Consider the following 25,439-nt stretch of genomic DNA (forward strand, 5'->3'; position numbering starts at 1 on the left):
CCCATCGCCTTATCCGGCGGGGTCTGCCGCAGACTCAGTCCTCGTCCGACTGCTCGGGTATGCCCTCGGCCAGGGATGCGAGAATTTCTTCTTCGGTCCTGGCACGGGCCCTGATGAGTCGATCCTGGGGCCGGTCTTCGCTTACATAATAAAGGCAGGCGTCGATGGTCGACAAGCCGATACCCTCCAAGCGTGACAGGAGCAGCCGGTAGAAGTCCAGCTGGACCAGACGGCGGTTGGTCGACTCCTCACCGTGCGGTCGGGCACCGGTCTTCCAGTCCACGATGGTGTAGCGCAGATCCGGGCGATCAGGGTCCAGTCCGCCTGCGAAGACGGCATCCAGCTTGCCCTTGACGATTTGGCCTGCCAACACCGCCACGATGGGCCGTTCCACCCAGACAGGGGTGCGCTTGGCCCAGTCAGACTCAGCCAGCCGCTGCTCCCAGGTCAGCAGACGGGCCTGCACGGGATCGGCCTGGGGATCCAGAGACCCCTGCTCCTGGTCAAGCCCGGCCAGCATGCGCGCCCGCTCAGCCATGGCCCCGGGACCCAGCGGACCATCGAGCAGATTCGGCGCTTCCGCCTGATCGGGCAGGTCCACCAGTCCTTGAGGGTCGGAAATCTCGGGCAGGATGAAGCGTCTGGCCCAGTCATGGAAGCGGGTGCCCGCCTCAGCCTGCGGGGAGGCCACCTGGGGTATGGGTCTGACCAGCCCCTGCCAGTAATCCCTCTCCATCTTGGGGTCGCCCCCTGCCGAACCAGCCTGAATGGCAGTGACGCTGCTAGCCCCATGCCCCAGGATCCGTCGGCCGGTGCGCCGCAGCAGATCCAGATCCGTGAGCAGCTGGTCATCAGCGACACCCAGACGACCCGTGCTGACCTGCAGGACGCGGACCGCATTGGCGTAGAGCCCGCCATCGCCCTCCTCATCAACTGCGGGGTCGCCCGGTTCCCCGGCGCGCACCCAGGCGGCCGAGCGATCCAGGGCTTCACGGGTCCGCGCATTGAGCACCGGAGGCCAGAGCGCCTGGTCACGCTGGCCGTCGCGGGCAGCGACCTGGTCCACCTCTTCCAGGGCACGATCGACAATGGCCTGGCGGTAGGATTGGGCGTGCTCACCGACAAAGAGCCCCAAGGGCGGCGTTGACTGGCCCTCCTGCGCATCCTCTGCCTGCTCCAGCTTGACCGCATCGGGCTCTTCCTGGAAAAGCTCCGCCAGCTCGGTCCAGAAGTTGGAGGCCTTATCCGGGTCTGGAGCTGGCGTGTTCAGGGCCGCAGACTCCGCCTGGGAATCCTGGCTGAAGGTCAGCAGCAGGTCATGTCGGGCCCTGGTCGCCGCCACATAGATCAGCCGCCGCTCGTCGTCCAGCAGCCGACGGCCGTACTGTTCGCGCTGAGAAGGGGCTATGGCATCGGCCCGGACCGGGCGCGCCTGGTCATCCAGCCCGCTCTCCCGAGACAGGCCCATGGCCTCCTCCTCCAGGCCCGCAAGGTCCAGCCGACCCAGCAGGTCTTCAGGGTCAGCTCCCAGGGGGGCGTCGTGGGGAAAGCGGGGCAGAATCATGGCATCAGCCCGCACCGGCACCGGCACGGACTCGGGATCGACCAGCCAGGTACGGGCCGTGCAGTTGTACTGGTAGACCGGGCCATCCGGGGATTGGACCACCGGCCGGTCCGAGTCGGGCTTGACCGTGAGCCGGTCGCCCTGGCTGCTGGGGAAGGCTCCACGCTTGAGCCCGACAACCGCCACGGCATCCCACTCCAGTCCCTTGGCCTGGTGGACGGTCATCAGGGCCACATCGGCATGGCGGTCGTCCCCGTCAGTAGGCATTTCGGGACTCTGGTCCAGGGATGACAGCCAGGAGACGAACCCGCGCAGGCTGGGCCCCAGGCCTTGGGGCAGCTCGGACAGGTAGACATCCACCTGATCCAGCAGGGCTTGGATGCCCGCCTTGGCCTGGCTGGGCTCCAGAGGATGTCCAGGATTGGCCAGGGAGCGGGCCAGCACCAGGTCCACGTCCAGATCCAAGGCACGGATGGCGGCGATGACCACCTGGCGCAGGGGGGCCGAGGACTCGGCCTGGACCTGGCAGATGACCCGGGCGGCCTCGGCGGCCAGGGCCCGCCCTCTGGCAGAGAGCCCGGAGCCCTTCAAGAGGTCTGGCAGGTCGTCGCGCAGGAGCAAATCCACCAGGAAAACGTCGTTGGGAACCTGGTCACGGTAACGGTGCAGATCCTCGCGACGGCGGCGCGGATCGGGGTCGGACTCGACCAGGCCGGCCCTAACCAGGGCCCGGTACTGGCTGTCCTCATTGACCTTGGCGGCCAGGGAGGCCAGAGCGCTCAGGTCGGCCGCGTCCATGCCGAACCGGGCCGAGGCCAGCAGACGCATCAGAGAATCGCTGTCGGTATGGTCGCAGACCAGGGAGAGCAGGGCTCTAAGATCCATGACCTCGGGTCGGTCGAAGAGGGAGGAGTACCCGACGACCTGGCAGCTCAGCCCTGCAGCCTCCATGGCCTCGCGGTACCTGGGCAGGGCAGCCTTGGAGCGGAAGAGAACAGCCACGTGCGGCGCGTCGCCTCGGTTGCCATAGAGTTCGCGCGCCCTGAGGGCGAACCTGACCACCCCATCAATCTCCTGACCGCCGGTACTGTAGCCCAAGAGGCCCACGGTACCCGGGTCGGCATCCTCACGGGGACGGAGCCTGGCCACATCCACCTCGCGCAGTTCCGCTTCGGACCGGCTCTCCTGGCCCCGATGGCGCAGGGGGACGGTCAGCTGGTTGGCGGCCTTGAGCACCCAGCTGGAGTTGCGGAAGGTGCGTGACAGGGTCAGCGGATCCTGGTCCTGTGAGCGCCCAAAGGCCGTCACTCCAGACAGAGGGCCGCCGCCGGAGGCGGGCCGGTCGGCCAGCATGCCGAACTGGGCCTGGAAGGTGCGGAAGGCCCCGGGACTGGCCCCGCGCCAGGCATAGATGGACTGGAAGGGGTCGCCCACGGCGGTCACGGCCGACCTGCCGGGAGCCTGTTCCTCCCTCCCCCGGCCCTCCTGCCGATTCTGCGGATGGAAGATGGCCGCCAGCAGCAGGGCCTGGGTGGTGGAGGTGTCCTGGTATTCGTCCAGAAAAACGTGACTGTAGCGGCGACGCAGCTGGGCGCTGATGGAGGGGAAACGCTCGACCAGCTGGAAGGCGGCCAGGGTGAAGTCGCCGAACTCGGCCATGTTGGCCTGACGCTTGGCCCGCTGGTAGTCCTGGACCAGGGTCAGCAGCTTCTCGCGTGTCAGAACCGCCCGTCGCATGGCATCCACCCGGTAGAGGCGAATGCTCTGCCGCTTGTCTTGGAAGGCCTTGATTTTGCCTTGATAGTGCTCGTCGGTCTCCTTCTTGCTGCGCTTGGGCGGCGTCCCGCTGGGTTTGGTCTCGGCGGCCGGCACGGGCTGGTCGCCGATGAGCTGGTCCGCTCGATCCACAAAGGCGCAGTCCCAGGCGCGGATCCGTTCCACAGCCTGGTCGAAATCAGGGCAGTCGCTGCTGATCATGGAGGTGGTCACCGCCCCGGTCAGGGCCAGGACCCGGTTGACGGTGGTCGAGAAGGTCGCAGAGCCCAAGTCGTCGGAGTCGCCCTCCTGCGCCGAGGAACCAGCGGGAAAGATCAGATCCAGATGGTCGGCGACCACCTGGGAGGCCAGCTGGTAGGCCCCTGCCGAACTCAGGGGACGCGTGTCCTGGTCCATGCCCACCAGCAAGCCATACTGGCGCACGATGGACTGGAAGAAGGCATCATAGGTGGACACGGTCGGCTTGAGGAAGTTGCGTTCGGGATCCACGGTCGAGGCGCCCCTGCCCTGGTCGCGTCGGATGACCGCCGCTCCTACCCTGGATTGAAGCTCGGAGGCGGCCTTGCGGGTGAAGGTCAGCCCCAGGATCTGCTCGGAGGGCACTCCCCGGCGGATCAGGGCGATGATCCGGCTGGTCATGGTCATGGTCTTGCCCGAGCCGGCGCCGGCCACCACCAGAAGATCCTCATTGACATCCGCATCGACGATGGCGGACTGTTCGGCAGTCTGCTTCATTCCTGATCCTCCAGTAGATTGGGCGCCACCAGTTGCCATGCCTGACATTCCTGGCCATTGCCGGCCCGATGGCAACGGGCAGGGTCGAAGACCGCGTCATCCAGGCCAGCCGCCAGTTTGACCCCGGCAGCGAAGAAGACCCTGGCTATCATGGTCAGCCCCCATACAGCCTGGGAGGAGACCCTGGCGGCTCGGACCATGGCCCACAGGTCCGCATCCACCCCGGGCGGCACCTGATCAGGCAGGTCCGCAGGCTCGGCCTTGGACTTGAGCGGGGAGGGCATGCCGGTTCTGGGCTGAGCGACAGTGACCAGCCTGTCACCCTCGAACAGGGGCGGCTGATAGGCCATCTCCTCCCGGCGCAGGCCCGTTTGCGCATCCTTGGGCGGGGCTTGCAGCTGCAGGAGCAGGGACTGGCTCAGCCTCATACTTTCGGTCCTCTCCAGGTCGGGGGCCTGCGACAGGCTCCAGGCCGCCCCCACCTCCGGACTACTGCCGGGCGTGGGCGGGAAGGCCAGTCCCAGCTGATAGCAGACCAGCTGCAGGTCGTTGAAGAGCTGCCCCTGGGTATAGGGGACCCTGCCGGTCTTGTAGTCCACCAGCCGCAGACGGATGCCCTCGGGCAGGGACCTGACCTCCAGACGGTCGATGCGGCCGGTCAGCCTGACCGTCGTCCTGGCATCCAGGGCTGCGGGGAAGCCGTCGACCAGGCCTGACATCAGGGCGAAGAGCCCGTCGGCATCCAGAGGCCTGTCAGGGAAGGTGGCTTTCCAAAGAGGGACCAGGTCCTCTACGGACAGGCTGACGTCGAAGGAACGCTCGCTCTGGACCCCCAGCAGGTCGCCGACCGGGACCGGGCTCTTGCCCTCCAGGCCGTATTCGGAATCCGAGGAGCGGACGAAATAAGAGGCCAGGTTGTCCAGGATGGGCCCCACCCTGCTGCTGCGACCGCGCTGGTCATAGAGTTCGTCAGGGTCCCGCAGGCGCTGTTCCTGGGGAGCCAGATCCTGGTAGATGTCCAAAAGCGCATCCCGCACCGGCTGCTGGCGGGCGTCAGGATCACCCTGGCCGGGACGGTCCAGACCCTGGGCTGTGCCCTCGCTGGCCACCTTGTGAATCAGGGAACCGAACTCCGTGGGCACCCTGGATGGGGAAGGGCCGGAGAACTGATCGCCCAGGGCCCACTCCAGCGGACAGTTCCAGATGGCATCGACCGCTGAGGGCGAAAGGAGAACCACCTGGCGGTCGGACCGGTGCTCATGGCGATGGTCACGACCCTGGTCACGGCTTTGTGTTTGATCCGCCTGCCCGACTTGATTGACGGAAGCGTGTGCAGAACGAGGGGCATGGTCCCTTTCAGTAACCGATGTGACAACTGTGGCGGTGGCCACGGCCCTTGACTCGGCGGCCTGTGCAGTATGAACTTCTTCCTCCGAGGCCGGCTCAGCAGCGCCATCCTGGCCATAGTCATAGAGGAAAGGCCAATGCCGGGGATCGGCAGAATCCTGGCCCTGGTCGGCCAGCAGCCGCAGGGCTTGCACGGCATCGTCCACTCGCTCACGGTCGACTTGATCTTCCGGAAGCAGCGCCTGGACAGCCAGGATGGACCGGGCGGCCGCCGTCAGGCCCCTGGCAGACACCTCCAGCCCTCCGTAGCGCTCACTGCCGCCTGAGCCAGCGCCGACCATGCTGAACTCGGCCTGGCTCATATCTGCAGTGCGCGGATAACGTTCAGGCAGATAGCCGTAGAGGAAGTCCGATGGAACCAGGTCATCGTTCCAGACCGCGCTGATGCGCACCTGGGTCCGGGCCCGGGTCAGCGCCTCCAGGAAGCCCTTCTTCTCGGCGTAGAGGATGGAGCGCAGGGCAGGATCATGGCTGAGCGTGTCCGCCAGGGGGTCGCCGATGCGGTCGTGCAGGACCAGATCGGCCAGCTCCTCGGCTCCGAACATGGTGTCGCGGGGGATCAGATTGGGCCAGACCCCGTCCTGGACGGCGGGCAGCCAGACCAGGGGCCAGTCAGTGGCCAGGGCGGCGGCGCCGGCGGGTGTGGTCAGGGTGACGGCGTGCTCGATGGGCCCGATCCGCGCCAGTGAGTCGGCCTCGATCTGCATGGTGCGCACCTGGTCCATGAAGGCCTCGACCGTGGGGAAACGACGGGAGCCGACCGCGTATTGGAAGAGCCGCATGAGCGCGTCCAGACGGTCATTGGCCTCCTCACCCTCCTGGGTGGCCATCAGGGCCCGCCGCTGCCAGTCGTCGGCCAGGTCCAGGCTCCGCCAGGCCTCCCAGAGCACGTATTGGGGCTGACGGTCCTCCAGGGCGCTGATGCGTGTGGCCGTCAGGCGCAGAACCTGCAGGGCCTTGTCCAGGACCTGAACGTCAGGATCCTCACGGCGACCTCCTGCGATGGCGGTCATGGCCTCCAGAATGATCCCTGAGGACCGGTCATCCGGGTCCAGGACCAGCAGGGTCTCCAGGGCCTGAACCGACAGAATTGCTGGCTGTTGACCATCCCGGTCTCCCAGATCCACCGGCTGGTCTGGGGCCGAGGCGGCGGAGAAGAGACCAGACCCGTCCCCTGGCTCGACGGAATCGTGCCTGGTCAACAGGGAGTCATCGACGCTGATGCCGGATGAACGGTCCCTTTGAGCCCGCCGCTCGGCCAGGTCCTCGACCCAGGCCTGCCAGGCCTGTCCCAGGAGGGGCAGGTCGTCCAAGGAGCCTGATGAGTCCGGATCGCTCCCCTGCTGGCCGGACAGGGGGGCCAATGCGGCCATGGTCTCCATGATGGACTCCAGGCGTTCCATCCTGACGGGACGCTCTTGACGAGCGGCGGTGGCGGGAACCCGGAAGAGCGGGCCAGCCATCAGGGTGCGCAGGCGCGAACGGATCCAGGCTGCCACCTGGGCGGGATCGTCCGGGGCGCTTCCGGCGGTGCCAGGGTCCAGCGCCGATTGGGCCAGCTCGACCAGGGCGAAGAGCCCCTGGATGGCGGGCTCCTGGCTGAGCGGACGGGTCACCGAGGAGAAGCGCACCGGCACGCCCTGAACGCGCAGCTTGCGGCCCAGGTTGCGCAGGGTCATGTTGTCGTGGGCGATGACGGCCATGTCGTTCCAGTCACGATCGTTGGCCAGAAACTCATGCTTGATCTGCCAAACCAGGTCATCGTCCTCCTGGTCAGGGGTGTGGAAGAGCCTGGTCTGCACGCTGCCGTCGCAGATAAGGCTGTCACCGGCGGCCAGGGGCGCCACCGGGCCGGCGCCGGGCCAGGCGGGCAGCTTGCCGGGTCTGTCGGGCAGAGGGGTGTCGCTCTCCTCAACCCCGGCGATGCCCAGGCTGACCCTGGCAGCCACCAGATCGGCGTAGGAGCCCTGGACGCTTTCGGCATGCTCTGCGGCCGCTTCAGGAACCACCATCCTCCGGGGTTTCAGGGTCACGGTGGCAGCGCCCAGACAGGCGAAGTCCTGGGCCAGGAGAGGGGCGGCGGCGCCGGGCATGGGCTTGGACAGGGCCTTTAGGCGAGTGGCCAGAAACTCAGGATAGGAGCCGCGGAAGGACTGGACCGACTGATCGGGGTTGCCCACCAGAAGGAGTCGGCAGCCAGCCTGGTTCAAGCCCTGCAAGAGGCCCATCCCGGCCAGGGTGATGTCCTGCCAGTCGTCCACGACCAGCAGGTCAGGCAGGTCGTCATCAGCCAGCCCGCCTAGGCTGCGGGAGGCTTCGACCATAAGCATGGAGGGATCCAGACGGAATTCGTCCGGGTAGCTCTCGGTAATGCTCTGGCGATATTCATCTTCCAGGGCGAAAGCCAGCCGCCACTGCAGGCCCAGCCGGTCGCGACGGTCAGGATCCATGGGCTGTACGGCCAAGGCATCCAGAAGCTGGTCCCGGTCACCCCTGTCCAGGCCTAATTCCGTCATGCGGGCGAACATGTCCCGCAGCTGGGCGATGAACCTGTCGGCGACCCCTACGACCCGTCCTTGACCGTCGCCAACCAGGACGGCCGACCAGCCCGCCCCGTTGCGGAAGTAGCGTTCCAGGAGTCGGCAGACCGCACAGTCATCCCCGGCCTGTACATGCTCCAGATGGACGGTCATGACCTGCCTGAGCAGGGCATCCTCCTCAGCGCCGTTGAGCAGTCTGGGCAGGAGCGGATCGTGGCCCCCCTGGGCCAGCCGGGACCGTGTCAGCAGCCGGAAGGCCAGGGCCTGCAGGGTGCCCACAGGCCGGGTGCGGTCGGACCTGCCCCGCTCAAGAATGACCTGGCGGCTGACCTGGTCGGCCGCGGTCCTACCTGATACGGCCATGCTGGCACCGTCGCCGAACTGCTCCATGCCAGCCAGCAGGGCCCGGGTGGCCAGCCTGGTCTTGCCGCTGCGGGGGGGACCGGCCACCACCAGGGCCCGGGCGGGCCGACCCTCCTCGTTCCGGAGCCGATCACCGATAAGGGCGCGGACCGGTTCCATGGCCTCTTGCGGATCCACCGGTGGCTGCTTGCTCATAGCTACAAGAATAGGGGTCGGCATGGTCCATCTGCAGGCCCGGAACCCACTGGTCCTGAACCGTCCGCAGGAGGCTCAATCGATGCCTGATCGGGAACGGCGTGCTGTTATCGTGGATAGCAGTTTCCAGACAGTCCTTAGGAGGTGATGTCCCTTGCAGCAGAATGGTTCCCAGGCCCGGCGCCCGGGTGCGGTTCCAGCCATGGACCAGGCGCCGGCGCTGCCCGGGCTGCGGCTCCTGCGACCCCTGGACCTGGGAGGCACCGCCGCCGTCTACCTGTACGAGCAGGAGGGGCTCAACCGACCTGTGGCGGTCAAGGCGGCCCTCCAAGGCAGCATGGACCAGCAGACCCATCAGCTCTTTCTGCGCGAGGCCAAGACCCTGGCCAAGCTCTCCACCCATCCCTGCATCCTGAGCATCCACCAGGCCCTGGTCAGCGATGACGGACGGGATTGCCTGGTGCTCGAATACGCTCCGGGCGGCAGCTGCAAGACCATCATGCTCAAGGGGGGCATGGATCAGGAAGGCGTGCTGGACCTGGGAGTGCGCATGGCTTCGGCCCTCTGCTGCGCCCATGAACGCGGGATCCTGCACCGGGACATCAAACCCAGCAACTTTCTGATCACCGACCAGGGCCTGCCCGTCCTGGCCGACTTCGGCATCTCCTCTGGCATCTATGGAGGCGAACGGGCCGGCGGGCTTTCCATACCCTGGGCGGCCCCGGAGGTCCTGGCCAACCGCTCGGGAGGGTCCGAGGCCAGCGACATCTACTCCCTGGGCGCCTCGCTCTTCGGCATGCTGGCCGGCCGCTCCCCCTACGAGTACGCCTACCGGGCCAGGGATGAGGATCACCTGGCCCAGCTGATCCTGACAGCGGAAACCCCGATTCTGCACATGGGTGAGGCCTCTCCTATGCTGGCTGCGGTTCTGGAGAAGGCCATGGCCCATGACCGGGACGACCGCTACTACTCGGCGCTGGAGTTCGGCCGCGCTCTTCAGGAGGTCCAGCAGCAGCTTTACGGCCATGCGACGCCCTTCATCGGCGAGGGAATCGCCCCCTATCCGGAGGGAGATGCACGCTCGCACGCCCATAGCGGAGCCATGGCAGGCCGGACAAAAAGCAAGGAGTCTGGTCACTCCTGGACCGGGACTGGGGTCAGCTCAAAATCGCGCCTGCAACAAGACAGGGAGGCCGTCACTGACCATGAAGGCAGCCAGGCTAGGCGGTTTCCCGGCGGCCGCCGCCGTGTGATTCTTCTGGCGCTGATCCTCGCTGCCATCCTGGCCGTTGCCCTGGTCTGGGCCTTGGTTGTCGGCCTGCCAAACGGATCCGAGCGAGGTTCACAGCCGGCTGCAGGTTCCTCCCAGGTCCAAACCCAGCAGGCGCAGTCCCCGGATCCGACGGATTCGAGCGACCCTCATGACCTGCAGGAGGGCTCAGTTCCCTCGCCCACCCAGGGTCAGGGCCGCTACCAGGGCACCACGGCAGTTTTCACCTGGGCCAATCCCGACCCCAAACCGGGAGACAGCTATGTTTGGCATCCCTTGGACCAGGGCGGCACCGAAGATCGTGGCCGCAGCGTACAGACCCGACAGCCGACCGCCCGCATCGACGATCCGCAGGGGGGCCAGACCTGCATCAGCGTCACCCTGGTGCGGGCCGACCGGAGCATGTCCCAGGAACCGACCATCATCTGCGCCGTTCAGTGAACCCTCGGTGGATGAATTTTCACATTCGACCACCCCGACTTTCACAGACCGCCAAGACCCTGCAAACCAGCTAAAATCAGTCCTCAGAGAGAGCATTGACGGCGGTCCGGGACGAGTTAAGAAGCCAAGCCTGTGTGGCAGGACAGGAAAGGAACCCAGGGGATTATGGACTTGCAGGGACGATTCCTGCGGATGCGCCGGGCCGGGCTGCGCCTGCGGCATGCACTGGCCGTCCGCGCCAGGAACCCTGCCGCCATCCTGGCCGTCACGCTGACGGCGCTGGTCCTGCTCGTCCTGGGCGTCTTATTCGTGCATGGGGTGGACCGCCGTGCCGTTCAGGTGGATGACGGCAGCATCTGGATCACCTCCCAGAACGAGCGCAAGGTAGCCCGGTTCAAGCCCGACATCGGAGAGGCGGACGTGGCCCTTTCGACGGGCACCGACCGCTTCGACCTGGCCCAGAGCGGATACGCGGTCATCCTGGGCCGGGAGGGAGGCATGGCTCCCATAGCGGCCTCCACCGCCACCCTGGGGGACACCACCCGGTCGGATGCCAGGGTTCAACGGATGGTCAACGGGCCCACTCTGGCCCTCTTCCAGGCACGGACCGGCAGAATCTGGGTGGGCCGGGCCGCTTCGCCGGGAGATCTGGACCCTCAGCGCCGAGACCCTGTGCTGACCCTAGGCTCCGGGGCCGCCGTCACTGTGGATGCCTCCGGGGCCGTCTACGCCTACCGGCCCTCGGACGGGGTCGTGTTAAGGATCGACGGACCGGACTCCCGGGCCCACCGTGAGCTGGACTCTCTGACGGACCACACTCCCGTCCGGGCCACTGCATTCAGCGTCATCGACGGAAGACCCGTCCTCTTGGCAGGCGACCGGCTCTACTGGCCTAAGGGATCCATCCGGATACCGCACCGGGGAGACCTGCAGCTCCAGTCCACTCCAGTGGATATGGACCGTCAGGGACCCTGGGTGGGCCTGACCGATCAGGAAAGCGTCCACCTGGTCGATCTGGATCACCCCCGGAATCAGGTTGAGACTCTAGGCACCGGCGGCAGCGGCCAACCCGCCCAGCCGGTATCCTCGGGCGGATGCCTTTGGACGGCCTGGGCCTCCTCGGGGAACAATTTCCTGCGGCTGTGCGCAACAGGGACAGCCGTACCGCGGGTCCGGTCACCCCAGCCGCGCCCCTCCACCCTGGAGGCCATCAGTCCCACCTCGGATCTGGTCTTCCGGGCCAACCACCGGAGGGTCATCCTCAACGACGTGCTGACTGGCGATGTCTGGAATCCTCGATCCTCCACCAAGGTGATTCGGCCGCAGTGGCAGACCATGGAGGTCAAGCACGCGGACAGGACCGATCAGCGTCAGGAATCGGCCGACAATCGCCAGCGGTTCGCGGCCACCTGTCGATCAGGATCCCAACCCATCCAGGCCGAGGACGACAGCCTGGGCATCCGGGCCGGTTCCAGAGCCGTGCTGGACCCCCTGCGCAACGATCGCCAGACCGACTGCTCGGTTCTGCGAATCGAGGATGCGCGCAGCTCGCAAGGGAATCTGCGCCTGACTCCGGTCATGAACGGCCGCTACCTGCAGGTGGATGCCAGCGACGCACCTGTGGGACGGGCCCGAATCAACTACTCCATCACCGACGGACGCGGACAGGTCTCCTCGGCTGGCATCGACCTCAACATCGCCCCTGCCAAGATGGACCGAGGCGACCAGGCACCGGTCCAGAACGACACCCCTCCCGAGTACGAGGTGGAGCAGGGCGCCACGACCACTGTCAACGCCCTGGCCGGCTTCGAGGATCCTGATGGGGACCCGCTGACCCTGGCCGGCGCCGAGTCCGTCAATTCGGATCGGATATCCCTGTCCACCAGGGCTGACGGACAGCTGACCATGAGCGCCGGGTCGGCCACCTCCGGTCGGCTGGCTGTCAAAGTCACTGTTTCGGACGGAGTCATGAGCGGTCAGGGACTGATCTACTTCACCGTCAAACCCGTCAATACCCTGGCTCCACTGGTCGATCCGGTCATTCGCCAGGCCACTGCCGGCAGAGAGGCCACCGTGGACCTGAGCAGGAGCGTACACGCCAATGCCGCTCAGCCGCTCCGCCTGGTCCGGGTCGACAAACCCGATGGAATCCAGGTGGAGGTCAACGCCGAAAGCCTTTCCTTCACCGCCACCGCCGCCAACCCGGGCACCTATTATGTGCCCTACCGGGTGGCCCAGGGTGACCAGGAGACCCAGGGGCTGGTCAGGCTGGAGGTAGAACACGGCCAGGGCGGATCCGCGCTGCCGGTTCCTGTCAACGACGTAGCCCTGCTGGGGGCCGACCAGACCGCCATCGTCGATCCGCTTGACAACGACCTGGATCCCATGGGCGGAGTGCTGGCCCTGACCGATGTGCGCGTGGATCCGGACTCCGGCATCAAGGTCGGCATCGTGGATCACCGCCGGATCTACCTGTCTGCCAGAAAAATCCCCACACGGCCGCTCAGCATCGCCTACACAGTTGCCAACGCCGATGGTACGGCTCAGGGGACCATCGTCCTGCAGCCCCCCTCCCTGAGCAGGGCGGCCTCGGCGCCCAAGGCCCCGAATCTGACGGTTGGGGTCCGCTCATCGGGCCTGGTCACGGTTTCGGTCATGGACAAGGTCGCTCACGCTGACGGGACCAGCGTCACCCTGGACCAGCAGCTGACTACGGATCAGCGGACCTTTGCAGGCTTGGCCTTCGTATCCGGGGACACGGTCAGATATCAGGCCAGCGAGCGCACCGGGGACTTCCCGGCCGCCTATACGGTCAGGGACGATCTGGGCAACGCGGCCTCGGGCACCATCACCTTCCGGGTGCATGCCTCCGACCCGGCCAGCAAGCCCGCGCCTACACCCAAGGATTTGCGTGCCCAGGTGGCTGCCGGGACCAAGGTGCGCATCCCCGTCCCATTGATCGGCATCGACCAGGATGGAGACTGCGACACCCTGTCCGGCTTGGGCAACCAGGCGCCCAGGCTGGGCAGGATCGTCAAAGCCGGGGCCGACTACCTGATCTATGAGGCCTATCCCGACTCGCACGGCACCGACGAGTTCACCTACGCTGTGGAGGACTGGGTGGGGCAGCGTGCCCAGGCGCGCGTACGCATCGGGGTCTTCCCTGACTCGTCGGTGACCGGGGTCTTCGCCCGGGACGACAAGGTCAGGCTGCGGCCTGGGACCGTGGCCGATGTGCCAGTCCTGCTCAACGACATCTCCGGGGATGATGACTCCTTGAGTCTGGACCCCCACCTGGAGCGCCAGGGCCTGGACCAGGCCAGCGTGGAAAACGGCATGATCCGGCTGACCGCCCCCTCACAGCCGGGCACCTCCTACCTGGTCTACCAGGCACGCAACCGGGCGGGACTGAGCGACCAGGCCACCCTGACCGTGGTCTCGGATCCTCAAGCCCCCATCCAGCCGCCCATAGCCCAGGATTACCAGGTGGCTCCCGAGGACACGGTGGACAAGCGCAGCGTGGAGGTCAATCTGGACGACTCCATCAGCAATCCATCCGGCACCCTCGATGACCTGCGCCTTGGGATTCATCCTGGAGCCAGGGCCCACGCCAGGACCGCAGGCGAAGCCGGCTCCGCCAAGCTGGTCATCGATCTGACCGACCAGGCCAGGGCTGTGCCCTACACCGTCACCAACACCCGGTACAAGATCACCTCAATGGCCTTTGTGAAGGTCCCCGCCTATGGGGTATTCCCCCCTGTCCTGAGGCCTCGGGCTCCGGCCCTCAAAGTGCGGGCTGGTCAGAGCATCACCATCGACATCGCCGATCAGGTCAGGGTGGGTGCAGGCAAGACCGCACGGATCACCTCCCGCCAGTCCGTTTCGGCCACCAAGTCCGACGGATCCGACCCCTATGTGGACGAGCACACCCTGAGGTTCACCGCCGCCAAGGACTATGCCGGTCCAGCCTCACTGACCTTTGCCGTCCGTGACGGGGATCCGGGCGGTCAGGCCATCGTCAACGAGTCGGTGCTGACCCTGCCCATCACCGTGGTGGGCGGCAGAGCAGCCCCGCCGGTCCTCTCGGCACCGGTCATCGATCTGGTGGCCGGGGAGCCGGCACAGACCATATCCCTGCCTGCCATGACCCGTTGGCCCCAGGGAAGCGACCCGGCAGACAGCACCTTCTCCTCCGGGGACCCCCAGGGGCCGATCCATGCCAGGCTGAGCCCTCGGGGCCAACTGAACGTGTCCGCTGACAAGACCGCAACGCCTGGCACCAAGGCCACCCTGCCGGTGACCATTACCAGTTCATCCGGCGATGTACATACGGCCCTGGCCTTCCGCATCGTCGCCACCACCCGGCCCCTGGCTTCGGTCCCCTCACGTCAGGTGGGGCTCAAGGCCGGTCAGAGTCTGGAATTGAACCTATTCGACGATGCCCTCAACCCCTTCCCCGACACTCCGCTGCGCTTGGTCGGCCTGGTCAGCGACGACACCTCACGACTGACAGCCAGCAACCTGGGCGACGGGCGGATCGCCATCAAGGCCGATCGTGACATCGGCGCCTCCACCAACACCATTCTGGCCACGGTCGAGGATGGCAGCCGGGATCCGGGCCGCCGGGTGAGCGCCACCATCACCGTGGGCATCATCGACCGCCCGCAGGCCCCCAGAATGCTGGCGGGCGCCGCCCAGGCCGGCGACGGAACGGTTCGCCTGGCCTGGGAGCCGGGCGCAGCCAACGGCAGTCCAGTGGACGAGTACCGGGTCTCCTACACCTCATCGGCAGGCTCGGGACAACGCTCCTGCGGCAATGCCGTCACCTGCCGGGTCGACGGGCTGGCCAACGGCCATGACTACTCCTTCACTGTCCAAGCCCACAACCAGGTGGGCTGGTCCCCTGCCTCCTCGCCGGCGGCAGCCAGACCGGACGCGCTTCCCGGAGGCGTGCAGGCACTGACCGTGGACGGCGGCAGCAAGGAAACTCTGACCGTCACCTGGCGCCCGCCAGAGAATCATGGCTCGCCCATCCAGGGCTATACGGTCCACGGCGAGGGTTCCGGCTGCGGTTCGCCACGATGGCGCGCGGCCACCGCCACCAAGGCGGTCTTCGATGTCGGCCATGACGAGGCAGGAGCCACCTGCACGGTGAGCGTGACTCCGGCCAATATGGCCGGATCCGGACCTGTGGCCTCAGCCTCTGGAGCCACCTGGTCGCATCCGGATCCCCCTGCATTCCAGACTCTGGAGTACCAGGGCAAGGACCAGGTCAAGCTGGTCCTTGCCCCCGGGGGCGAACACGGCCGGTCCTGCGCAGACATCCAGGTGAGCATCGATGGCCTCGACTCCGACAAGGCCTCCTGGACCCTGCCCTGCAACCAGCCGGAGGTCAGTGAAGTCATCACCCTGCCTGCTGGATCCGCCAAGCCAGGTGACACGCTGACCTTCCGGGCAGTCGCTCGCATCCGCGGGATGGGGTCCGAAGGCCATTCGCCTGCCGCCACCAAGGAGATGACCCTGCCCAAGGAGACCGACAAGCCAAGAGACAAGACCCTTACCCGTCAGGGGTCCCCTCAGCAGACAAGGATGAATGACCATGGATGAACGAAACGCACAGGAACCCATCCAGCAGGACGGCACCATCCCGGATGACGCGACCAGGAGAAGTACCCCCAAAGCCGTCCGCGAGGAGGGCAGCGAGAGCCGACGGATCCCTGCCGACCGACTGGATGTACTCAAGCGGCAGCGCCAAGCCCTCATGGCCGGTCTGGGCCAGCAGGAATCCACTCCTGCGGTGAGCGATGACCGGACCCGGCCCGGTCGCATCCCTGTGTCTGCCAGACAAAGAACAAGCCGGGAGTCCGGAGCGGAATCCAGCCCATCTGACCGCACCATGATTGAAGACGGGACCATCCCCGGCCGCCAACCGGTCCGTGACCTGTTCGCCCGGCCCTCATCAGCTCCTGCAAGGCCTGACCTTGTCGATGTCACTGATCAGTCCCGTCACCCCCAGCCGGGGAAGACCTCGGCCCCCACGTACGCAGTCAGGACCGACGAACCCGGGGAGGTGGAAGAGACAGAACGGGACAGGCGGTCTTCCACCGAAGCAGCGGATCGGGCAGCAGGCACCAGGCAGCAGAGGCGATCAGTCCAGACCGCAGGCAGCAGCCAGGCCGCCGTGGATGTGCCGACCTTCGCCGGCCTCTTCCGCTCCATCGTGGACAACGTCGGCCAGGCGGTGCTGGGCAAGGAGGAGACCATCGCCCTGTGCGTCACTGCCCTGATCGCGGGAGGCCATGTGCTCCTGGAAGACAATCCAGGCACCGGCAAGACCCAGCTGTCACGCGCCCTGGCTGCCTCCATCGCCGTGGACTGCAAGCGAATCCAGTTCACCCCCGACCTGCTGCCCTCTGATCTGCTGGGCGTGACCTTCTATGACCAGTCTCAAGGACGATTCTCCTTCCGGCCCGGGCCGGTCTTCGCCTCCCTGGTTCTGGCCGACGAGATCAACCGAGCCTCCCCCAAGACCCAGTCGGCCCTGCTGGAGGTCATGGAGGAGGGTCAGGTGACCGTGGATGGCCGCACCTACCGCCTCCCCCGGCCATTCATGGTTATGGCCACCCAGAATCCCATCGAGCAGCTGGGCACCTATGCCCTGCCCGAGGCGCAGATGGACCGCTTTCTGATCCGCACCTTGCTTGGGGCGCCTGGGCACGATGCCAGCATGCGCATCCTTCAAGAGGCCGACATCCGCGACCGGGCAGGCCTGGTGGAACCGGTGGTCGACGCCGCCCAGGTGGAGGCCATGGCCGCCTGCGCCTCCAAGGTCTTCTGCGATTCCTCCATCATGGAATACGTCATCCACATCATCGAAGCCACACGGCACAGCCCCGCCATCCGGGTCGGCTCCTCCATCAGAGGCGGGCTGGCTCTGGTCCGTTGCGCCAGGATCCGGGCCTGTGCCCAGGGCCGCGACTACGTGATCCCCGATGACGTCAAGGGCCTGGTCGACCCCATCCTGGCCCACCGGCTGGTCCTGACCGCCCAGAGCAGGCTGGCGGACATGGATGAACACCAAGCGCTGGCCGAAGCCCTGGCCAAGGTCCCCGTCCCCACAGGAGAGCAGTGAGCCATGACCGCCTTCGCCAGCCGACCTGCCCCGAAAGCAAGACCGGCATCCTCGACGGGATCCAGACAGAGCCTGCGATCCCGGGCCGCCGGCCTATGGCAGTCGATCACCGCCCTGGGCCGGGCTATGGCTCTGGCCGCACTCCTGTGCGCTTTGGCCTTCGTCCCTACAGGCTGGCGTGAACTGCTGGCGGGCGCTCTGCTGGGCGCGGGCATGCTGCTGTTTGGGCTGCTGACGAGCCTGGGCAACCTGTCCTGCAACGCTGAAACGAGTCTGGACCAAGGCCATCTGGAGGTGGGTGGCCAGGCCGAGCTGGTCCTGGTTCTGACCAACCCAGGCAGCCGTTCCACCCGTCGCGGCCGAATCGGTCTGGCTCTAGGCCAAGGAACGGTCATTGCGCCCCTGCCAGCCCTGGCCCCCGGCCAGAGTCACCAGATCCGCTTGAAGCTGGAAGCCAGGTCCCGTGGCGTGATTGACCTGGGCCCGGTGACCATGGAGGCCGGCGATCCGCTGGGGCTCATCCGTCGCCGCCGAATTCTGACCGGCGCCCGAAAACTCTACATCCATCCCCGCACGGTGGCCCTGCCACCCCTCGAAGCCGGACTGGAACGCGACCTGGAGGGGGATCCTGGTTCCGGCATTGTCGACGATGATCTGGAATTTCATGCCCTGCGCCCCTACGTTCCGGGCGATGACATAAAACGGGTCCACTGGTTGTCCACTGCCCGGGCCGGCACCCTGATGGTCCGCCAGTACGAGCCCACCCTGCGCACCAGGACCGAACTGATCCTGGACGGCCAGGCCGCCTCCTACCGGAACGCGGATGAGTTCGAACTGGCGGTCGAAATTTATGCTTCCCTTGGCTGCCGATGCCTGCTTGACAGCCGTCGGCTGCAAGCGTTGGCTCCGGAACCGGACGATCCTGATGCCCATGGAACCACCCTGCCTACGGAGGATCCCCGTAGCTTTCTGGATGCCTGCAGCGCCATCCGCCCCCGTCAGGACAGCTACGACAAGCCCGACCTGGCCGAGGCTCCCGAGCGGACCAGTCTGACCATCCTGGTGACCGGTTCGCTGGGCGACCGCCAACCCTCAGCCCTGATGGACGGATCGGCCCAAAGCGCATCCCCGGTCATGCTGCTGGCTGCTGACTTGGGCGCCAATCCAAGCCTGCAGACGCAGCCGGGGTTGGTCAACGCTGTTTTGGGCAACAGGAAGGACCTTCCCATCCTCTTGGAGACCCAGCCATGAGCACATCAGCATCGTGGATGGACCAAGCCCAGAGGGAGCCTATCCGCCTGATCGACCGGGCTGGTCTGCAGTCCACTGTCGACCCGACCAGGCGCCGCTCCCCCATGATTCTGGTCGCCGCATTGGCTCCACTCGATCTGCTGGCCGGACTGCAGCTGCTGCCGGTCTATGGCAGCCTGCCCTTTTGGCTGACAGTGGGAGCCGCAGCATGTCTGGCCGGACTGTTGATCGCCATGCTCCCCCGCCGTGGCATTGCCACAGCCCTCCTGCAGCCTCTGCTGCTGATCGCAGCCCAGTTCCTGCTGGGCCCCATCCTCGCTCTGAACGGGACCACCCTGGCCCATGTCCTGCCCACCTGGGCAACCCTGGGACAAGGTTGGTCCGCCACCTTCGGCGCATTCAAGACCCTGGCAGCCATCGATCCCCCACTCGGCCAGGAAGCAGGCGGACTGATGGCTCTGTGGACGCTGATGCTCTGGACCTGCTATCTGGCCGTGCTGCTGGCCCGCCATGGCCTGGGTCGCAACCTGGGACAGCCCGCGCACCCCGTGGCCGTCCTGACAGCCACGCTGCCCATCCTGGCCGCCATGGCTGTGTCAGCAGCCCTAGGCACCAGCAGGGGCCTCTACCCGGCATTGACGGGTGGCATCCTCTGGCTGCTCCTGCTGATCTGGTGCGCCAGCGGACTGGGGCTGCTCCGTCTGCAAGGGCTCGCATCCACTCTTCTGGCCTTGGCATTGACAGCTGGACTGATTTTCTCCGCTGGACTGCTGCCCGCCCCGACCCGGCTGGTCATTCGTGACCACTATCAGCCGCCCATGGACCCCTACCAGTTCACCAGCCCTTTGAGCGACTACCGGGCGTACAGCAAACGCCACCGCGACGATACCCTGGTCACGGTCCGCAACCTGCCCGCTGGCACCCCGGTCCGTATGGCCGTCATGGACCGTTATGACGGCAAGGTCTGGAATCTGTCCGACTCCTCGGGCGCAGGAGCAGCCGACTACCGGCGCATCGGCGCCAAGATCCGCACGGAAAGGCAACAGGAGCAGGCCCAAGACAGCGGACAGGCCGGACAGCCTTTTACTGCGACCTTCCTGATCCGGGAGGGGTTCGACCATGCCTGGTTGCCCTCCGCCGGACAAGTCGACGGCATCGATACGGATCAGGGCCTGCAACGCAAGGACCTCTACTTCAACAAGGCCACAGACACCGCACTGACCGATCAGCCCCTGCAGAAGGGGACCAGCTATTCGGTGCACGGCGTGGCCGAAGGCCGACCCACAACCCGTCGTATAGCTGACAGCGATCCGGGAGATGCGCAGGTGCCTCCCCTGGCGGATGCACCTGAGAGCCTGCCCAAGGCGGCTGCTTCCATGACCTCCATGCAGGTGCGCGGCGGCGCCAGGGCCCTGGCCATTGAGGAACGGCTGCACCGGGAGGGATGGTTCTCCCACGGTCTGGCAGGAGACTACCCGTCGCCCTCCGGCCATGGCGACTATCGGATCAATCAGCTCCTGCAAGGCCAGGCCATGGTGGGCGACAGCGAACAATACGCCTCGGCCATGGCCCTCCTGGCCCGGCAGATGGGCCTGCCATCCCGAGTGGTCTTGGGATTCCTGCCCAAGAACCGCGATGGCTCCATCAGCCGGGCACGGACCAGGACCCAGGCGGACGGGAGCACCAGAATCGACTTCACCGGACGCGATGCCCAGGCCTGGGTGGAGGTCAGTCTGAAAGGACTAGGGTGGGTCCCCTTCTACCCCACGCCACCGGAGACCAAGATCCCGGACAAGTCCCTGGACTCCACGCCACCCAATCCGCGCACCCTGGTCCGCCAGCCGCCGCCCCCGCTGGTCGATCCTCCCCGCGACGACCGGGCCACCCAGGGTCGAACTACCGTCGGCGGACAGGAAGCATCGCGACAATCTTCACCCTCCTTCTGGAAACGGTACGGACCTTTGATAGCCAGAGTGACGCTCTGGACCATGCCGCTCTGGCTGCCGGCTCTCCTGGTTCTGGCCCTGCTGGCTGTCAAGGCTTGGCTACGCCGACGGGCCCGGTCGACCGGCGACCCGAAGACGCGCATCCGCGCCGGCTGGCGACAGATCGGCAACCTGGGCAGACAGACCGGCCTGCCCCTGGAAGGCACCCGTAGGGAGCAGGCCGCTCTGATCGCCCAGACCCTGCTGGCTGACCCCCCAGGGTCCTCGTCGGCTGGTCTGCGCCGGGATCTGGAGCGACTGCGCAACATGGCCGATCAGGCCTCGTTCGACCGGCACCCTTCAGATGAGCAGGAGGCCGTAGACTGCTGGCAGCTGGTAGACAAGCTGCGATCCGCTATCCTGGCATCCCTGCCACGAACCCGACGCTGGCGGACCCTGCTTTCCCCTAGGCACCTGCGCTGACCTATCTGCCACTGTCTGCCGGCAACCTAGACCGCGAGAAAAAACAAGATGAGGGCCCGTGCGATCATAGCGATCGCACGGGCCCTCATCCTTTATCACATATCCGGCAGCCGAATCCGCTAGGCCGGGTCATCCGGCCCAAGCGAATCTGCGGCTATCGGTTGTTCAGACTCTCACTGGTTGGAGTGCTGGTCCTCCGAGGAGGAGAAGGTGGCCGAACCAGGCTGCTGGGACGGCTTCTGATCGGAGTCACTGCCATCGGCGGCATCCGAAGATCCGGCGCCCGCGGCAGCCGTCTGATCGCCGGCCTCAGCTGACGGATCCTGCACGTTGGGGGTGTCCAGATGGCTCTGGCCGCCCTGGTCGTTGAGGAAGTCGTCAGGGTTGAAGTCGTCGCCCAGCTTCAGATCCCCGAAGTCGATGTTGGAGAAGTCCACATCGTTCAGGTCGGCGTCGCTCAGATCCACGTCGCCGCCACCCAGGCCGAAGTTGGGGTAGATGGTGTCGCGGATGGCCTTGTCGGGCTCCACAGTGGCGTTGCGGTACCTGGCCAGGCCGGTGCCGGCAGGGATCAGCTTGCCGATGATCACGTTCTCCTTGAGGCCCTTGAGGTCGTCGACCTTCTGGTTCAGAGCGGCCTCGGTGAGCACGCGGGTCGTCTCCTGGAAGGAGGCGGCCGACAGCCAGGAGTCGGTGGCCAGGGAGGCCTTGGTGATGCCCATGAGCTCGGGGCGTCCAGCAGCCGGCTTGCCTCCGGCCTTGACGGCCTTCATGTTGGCAGCCTTGAACTTGGCCTGGTCAACCAGCTCGCCGGGCAGCAGATCGGTGTCGCCCGAGTCGATGACCGTGACGCGGCGGAGCATCTGGTGGACGATGACCTCGATGTGCTTGTCGTGGATGTCCACGCCCTGGGAGCGGTAGACCGTATGCACCTCGTTGACGATGTTCACCTGGGCAGCGCGCGGGCCGAGGATGCGCAGGATCTTCTTGGGATCCACGGAGCCCTCGATCAGCTGGGTGCCGGCCTCGACGTGCTGTCCGTCCTTGACCATCATGGGCGCACGGCGGGTGACTGGGTAGGTCAGCGCCTCCACGGAGGTGTCATCGGGGGTCAGGGTCACCTGGCGGCCGCGATCAGTGTCCTCCACCTTGACGGTGCCGGGGAACTCCGCGATGGGAGCCTCGCCCTTGGGGGTACGGGCCTCGAAGAGCTCGGTGACACGGGGAAGACCCTGGGTGATGTCGGAGGCCGAAGCCACGCCGCCGGAGTGGAAGGAACGCAGCGTCAGCTGGGTGCCGGGCTCGCCGATGGACTGGGCAGCCACAATGCCCACAGCCTCGCCCACATCCACCAGCTTGTTGGTGGCCAGGGACCAGCCGTAGCACTTGGCGCACACCCCGCGGGTGGACTCGCAGGTCAGGACCGAACGGGCCTTGACCTCCTCCACGCCGTGGGCGACCATGTCGCGAAGGACATCCATGGACAGGGCATCGCCACGCTTGTAGAGCACGGTCTTGCCGTCCTTGGGGTCGATGACGTCGGCGGCCAGGAGCCTGGAGTAGGGTCCGCCGTCGGCGGCCTTGACCAGAACCAGGTTGCCCTGCTCGTCGCGCTCGGCCACCTTCATGGTCAGACCGCGCATGGTGCCGCAGTCCTCCTCGCGCACGATCACGTCCTGGGAGACATCGACCAGGCGACGGGTCAGGTAGCCCGACTCGGCGGTGCGCAGTGCGGTGTCGGCCAGACCCTTGCGGGCGCCGTGCTGGGAGATGAAGTACTCCAGCACCGACAGGCCGTCGTGGTAGTTGGACTTGACGGGTCGAGGGATGATCTCGCCCTTGGGGTTGGCCACCAGGCCTCGCATGCCGGCGATCTGGCGGATCTGCATCCAGTTGCCTCGTGCCCCGGACTGGACCATGATGTTCACATTGTTGTCCGGAGTGAAGTGTTCCTGCATGGCGTCGGCCACCTTGTCGGTGCACTCGGTCCAAAGGTTGATCAGCTCCTGACGGCGCTCCTCGTCGGTCAGCAGACCCATGTCGTACTGGGAGTTGACCTTGGCGGCCTGCCCCTGGTAGTCGTTGACGATCTTTTCGCGCTCGGGCGGCACCACGATGTCGGAGAAGGCCATGGTCACGCCGGACCACTGGGCCCGGGTGAAGCCCAGATCCTTCAGGGCATCCAGGGTGGCAGCGACCTGGGCGGTCGAGTACCGGGTGGCGATGTCGTCCACGATGCCTGACAACTTGCCCTTGGGCACCTGCTCGTTGATGAAGGGGTAGTCCACAGGCAGCGTCCGGTTGAACAGGACCCGCCCGTAGTTGGTGGCGAAGAGCCTGGAGCCGTCCTTGAAGACCTCCTCCTTGACCACGTCGGGGCTGCCGGGCTCGGGGTCGACGACCTTGAGGTCGCCGGGCTTCCAATCCTTGGGCATGACGAAGTCGGCGGGCACCCGCAGCAGGATCTTGGCCTGCATGTCGATCTCACCCAGGTCCAGAGCCATCCGGGCCTCGGCCAGGCTGGAGAAGATCCGGCCCTGGCCCTTGGCACCGTCAACCACAGTGGTCAGGTAGTACAGACCCAGAATCATATCCTGGGAGGGCATGGTGACCGTGTGGCCGTCGGCGGGCTTGAGGATGTTGTCGGAGGCCAGCATGAGCGAACGGGCCTCAGCCTGGGCCTCTGCCGACAGGGGCAGATGGACTGCCATCTGGTCGCCGTCGAAGTCGGCGTTGAAGGCCGCGCAGGCCAGCGGGGGCAGGTGGATGGCCTTGCCCTCGACCAGGATCGGCTCAAAGGCCTGGATGCCCAGACGGTGCAGCGTAGGCGCACGGTTGAGCAGGACGGGATGCTCGGAGATGACCTCCTCCAGCACGCCCCAGACCTCGGGGTCGCCGCGGTCGACCAGCCGCTTGGCGCTCTTCATGTTCTGCGCGTAGTTGAGGTCCACCAGCCGCTTGATGACGAAGGGCTTGAAGAGCTCCAGGGCCATGGGCTTGGGCAGGCCGCACTGGTGCATGCGCAGGGAGGGCCCGACCACGATCACGGAACGGCCCGAGTAGTCCACGCGCTTGCCCAGCAGGTTCTGACGGAAGCGGCCCTGCTTGCCCTTGAGCATGTCTGCCAGGGACTTCAGGGGGCGGTTGGAAGCTCCGGTGACGGGACGGCCACGGCGGCCGTTGTCGAAGAGGGAATCCACAGCCTCCTGGAGCATGCGCTTCTCGTTGTTGAGCATGATCTCGGGGGCGCCCAGCTCGATCAGGCGCTTGAGCCTGTTGTTGCGGTTGATGACGCGCCGGTAGAGGTCGTTGAGGTCGGAGGTGGCGAAGCGGCCGCCGTCCAGCTGCACCATGGGGCGTAGGTCGGGCGGAATGACCGGGACGACGTCCAGGACCATGGCCTCGGGCTTGTTGCCGGTGTTCAGGAAGGCGGAGACCACCTTGAGCCGCTTCAGGGCACGGGCCTTGCGCTGGCCGGAGCCAGTGTCGATCTCGTGGCGGAGCTCCTTGGCGGCACCCTCCAGATCGAAGTCCTGCAGGCGCTTCTTGATGGCCTCGGCGCCCATGCAGCCCTCGAAGTAGTCACCGTAGCGGTCCTGCATCTCCCGCCACAGATCCACGTCGCCCTCCATGTCGCCGGGCTTCAGGGTCTTGAAGCGGTCGAAGACGGCGGTGACCCTCTGGATCTGGTCGTCGTAGCGCTTGCGGATGGCGGTCATGTCCCGCTCGGCCCCGTTGCGCAGACGGGCCTTCATAGAGCCCTTGACCTCGTCGGTCTTCTCCAGCTCGGCCAGGTCCTCCTCCAGCTTCTTGGCGCGCTTGTCGATCTCCAGGTCGCGCTTCTTCCCCAACTGGGTGATCTCGTTGTCGAACTCGTCCTGCAGGTCGGGCAGATCCTTGTGGCGCTTGTCCTCATCCACCTTGGTGACCATGTAGGCCGCGAAGTAGATGACCTTCTCCAGGTCCTTGGGCGCGATGTCCAGCAGGTAGCCCAGCCGGGAGGGCACGCCCTTGAAGAACCAGATGTGGGTGACGGGGGCGGCCAGCTCGATGTGGCCCATACGCTCGCGGCGGACGCGGGAGCGGGTGACCTCCACGCCGCAGCGCTCGCAGACGATCCCCTTGAAGCGCACGCGCTTGTACTTGCCGCAGGCGCACTCCCAGTCGCGGGTGGGTCCGAAGATCTGCTCGCCGAACAGGCCGTCCTTCTCGGGCTTCAAGGTACGGTAGTTGATGGTCTCGGGCTTCTTGACCTCGCCATAGCTCCAGCCGCGGATGTCGTCGGCCGTGGCCAGTCCGATTCTCAGTTTGTCAAATGCATTGACGTCCAGCACTCTATGTCCTGTCTCTGATCTTG

8 protein-coding genes are annotated in these 25,439 nt (G+C 66.3%); 5 read left to right on the forward strand and 3 right to left on the reverse strand.

What is annotated here, in order from left to right:
• Nucleotides 1-34: 34 nt before the first annotated feature.
• Both ACUIAH_RS04370 and ACUIAH_RS04375 read right to left on the reverse strand, forming a co-directional pair.
• The gene (locus ACUIAH_RS04370) at nucleotides 35-4,075 is read right to left on the reverse strand and encodes a UvrD-helicase domain-containing protein (RefSeq protein ID WP_445340459.1); all 4,041 of its coding nucleotides are present in this window, start codon (nucleotides 4,073-4,075) and stop codon (nucleotides 35-37) included.
• Nucleotides 4,072-8,562, reverse strand: a complete 4,491-nt coding sequence (locus ACUIAH_RS04375) for a PD-(D/E)XK nuclease family protein (RefSeq protein ID WP_445340460.1) — start codon at nucleotides 8,560-8,562, stop codon at nucleotides 4,072-4,074. Before ACUIAH_RS04375 ends, ACUIAH_RS04370 begins: the two co-directional genes overlap by 4 nt.
• 172 nt (nucleotides 8,563-8,734) lie before the next feature.
• On the opposite strand from ACUIAH_RS04375, the gene ACUIAH_RS04380 reads away from it, so the two are divergent.
• From ACUIAH_RS04380 to ACUIAH_RS04400, 5 genes are all read left to right on the forward strand, one after another.
• Nucleotides 8,735-10,291 (forward strand): serine/threonine protein kinase, encoded by a 1,557-nt coding sequence (locus ACUIAH_RS04380; protein ID WP_445340461.1) that lies wholly within the window; start codon nucleotides 8,735-8,737, stop codon nucleotides 10,289-10,291.
• A 165-nt stretch (nucleotides 10,292-10,456) separates the two neighbouring features.
• A complete protein-coding gene (locus ACUIAH_RS04385) occupies nucleotides 10,457-15,898 on the forward strand; it encodes an Ig-like domain-containing protein (protein ID WP_445340462.1) in 5,442 nt (1,813 codons plus the stop codon).
• Entirely contained in the window at nucleotides 15,891-17,423 is a 1,533-nt protein-coding gene (locus tag ACUIAH_RS04390) for an AAA family ATPase (protein WP_445340463.1), read from the forward strand. Before ACUIAH_RS04385 ends, ACUIAH_RS04390 begins: the two co-directional genes overlap by 8 nt.
• Nucleotides 17,424-17,426: 3 nt before the next feature.
• Complete coding sequence (locus tag ACUIAH_RS04395) at nucleotides 17,427-18,674, forward strand: DUF58 domain-containing protein (protein ID WP_445340464.1); 1,248 nt, start codon at nucleotides 17,427-17,429, stop codon at nucleotides 18,672-18,674.
• Nucleotides 18,671-21,082, forward strand: coding sequence for a transglutaminase family protein (locus ACUIAH_RS04400; protein WP_445340465.1), 2,412 nt, complete (start codon nucleotides 18,671-18,673; stop codon nucleotides 21,080-21,082). Before ACUIAH_RS04395 ends, ACUIAH_RS04400 begins: the two co-directional genes overlap by 4 nt.
• Before the next feature lie 173 nt (nucleotides 21,083-21,255).
• Here the strand turns inward: ACUIAH_RS04400 and ACUIAH_RS04405 are convergent, their stop codons facing one another.
• Nucleotides 21,256-25,416, reverse strand: a complete 4,161-nt coding sequence (locus ACUIAH_RS04405) for a DNA-directed RNA polymerase subunit beta' (RefSeq protein ID WP_445340466.1) — start codon at nucleotides 25,414-25,416, stop codon at nucleotides 21,256-21,258.
• Between the last annotated feature and the right edge of the window lie 23 nt (nucleotides 25,417-25,439).

The sequence above is a fragment of the Bifidobacterium sp. ESL0820 genome (assembly GCF_052606235.1).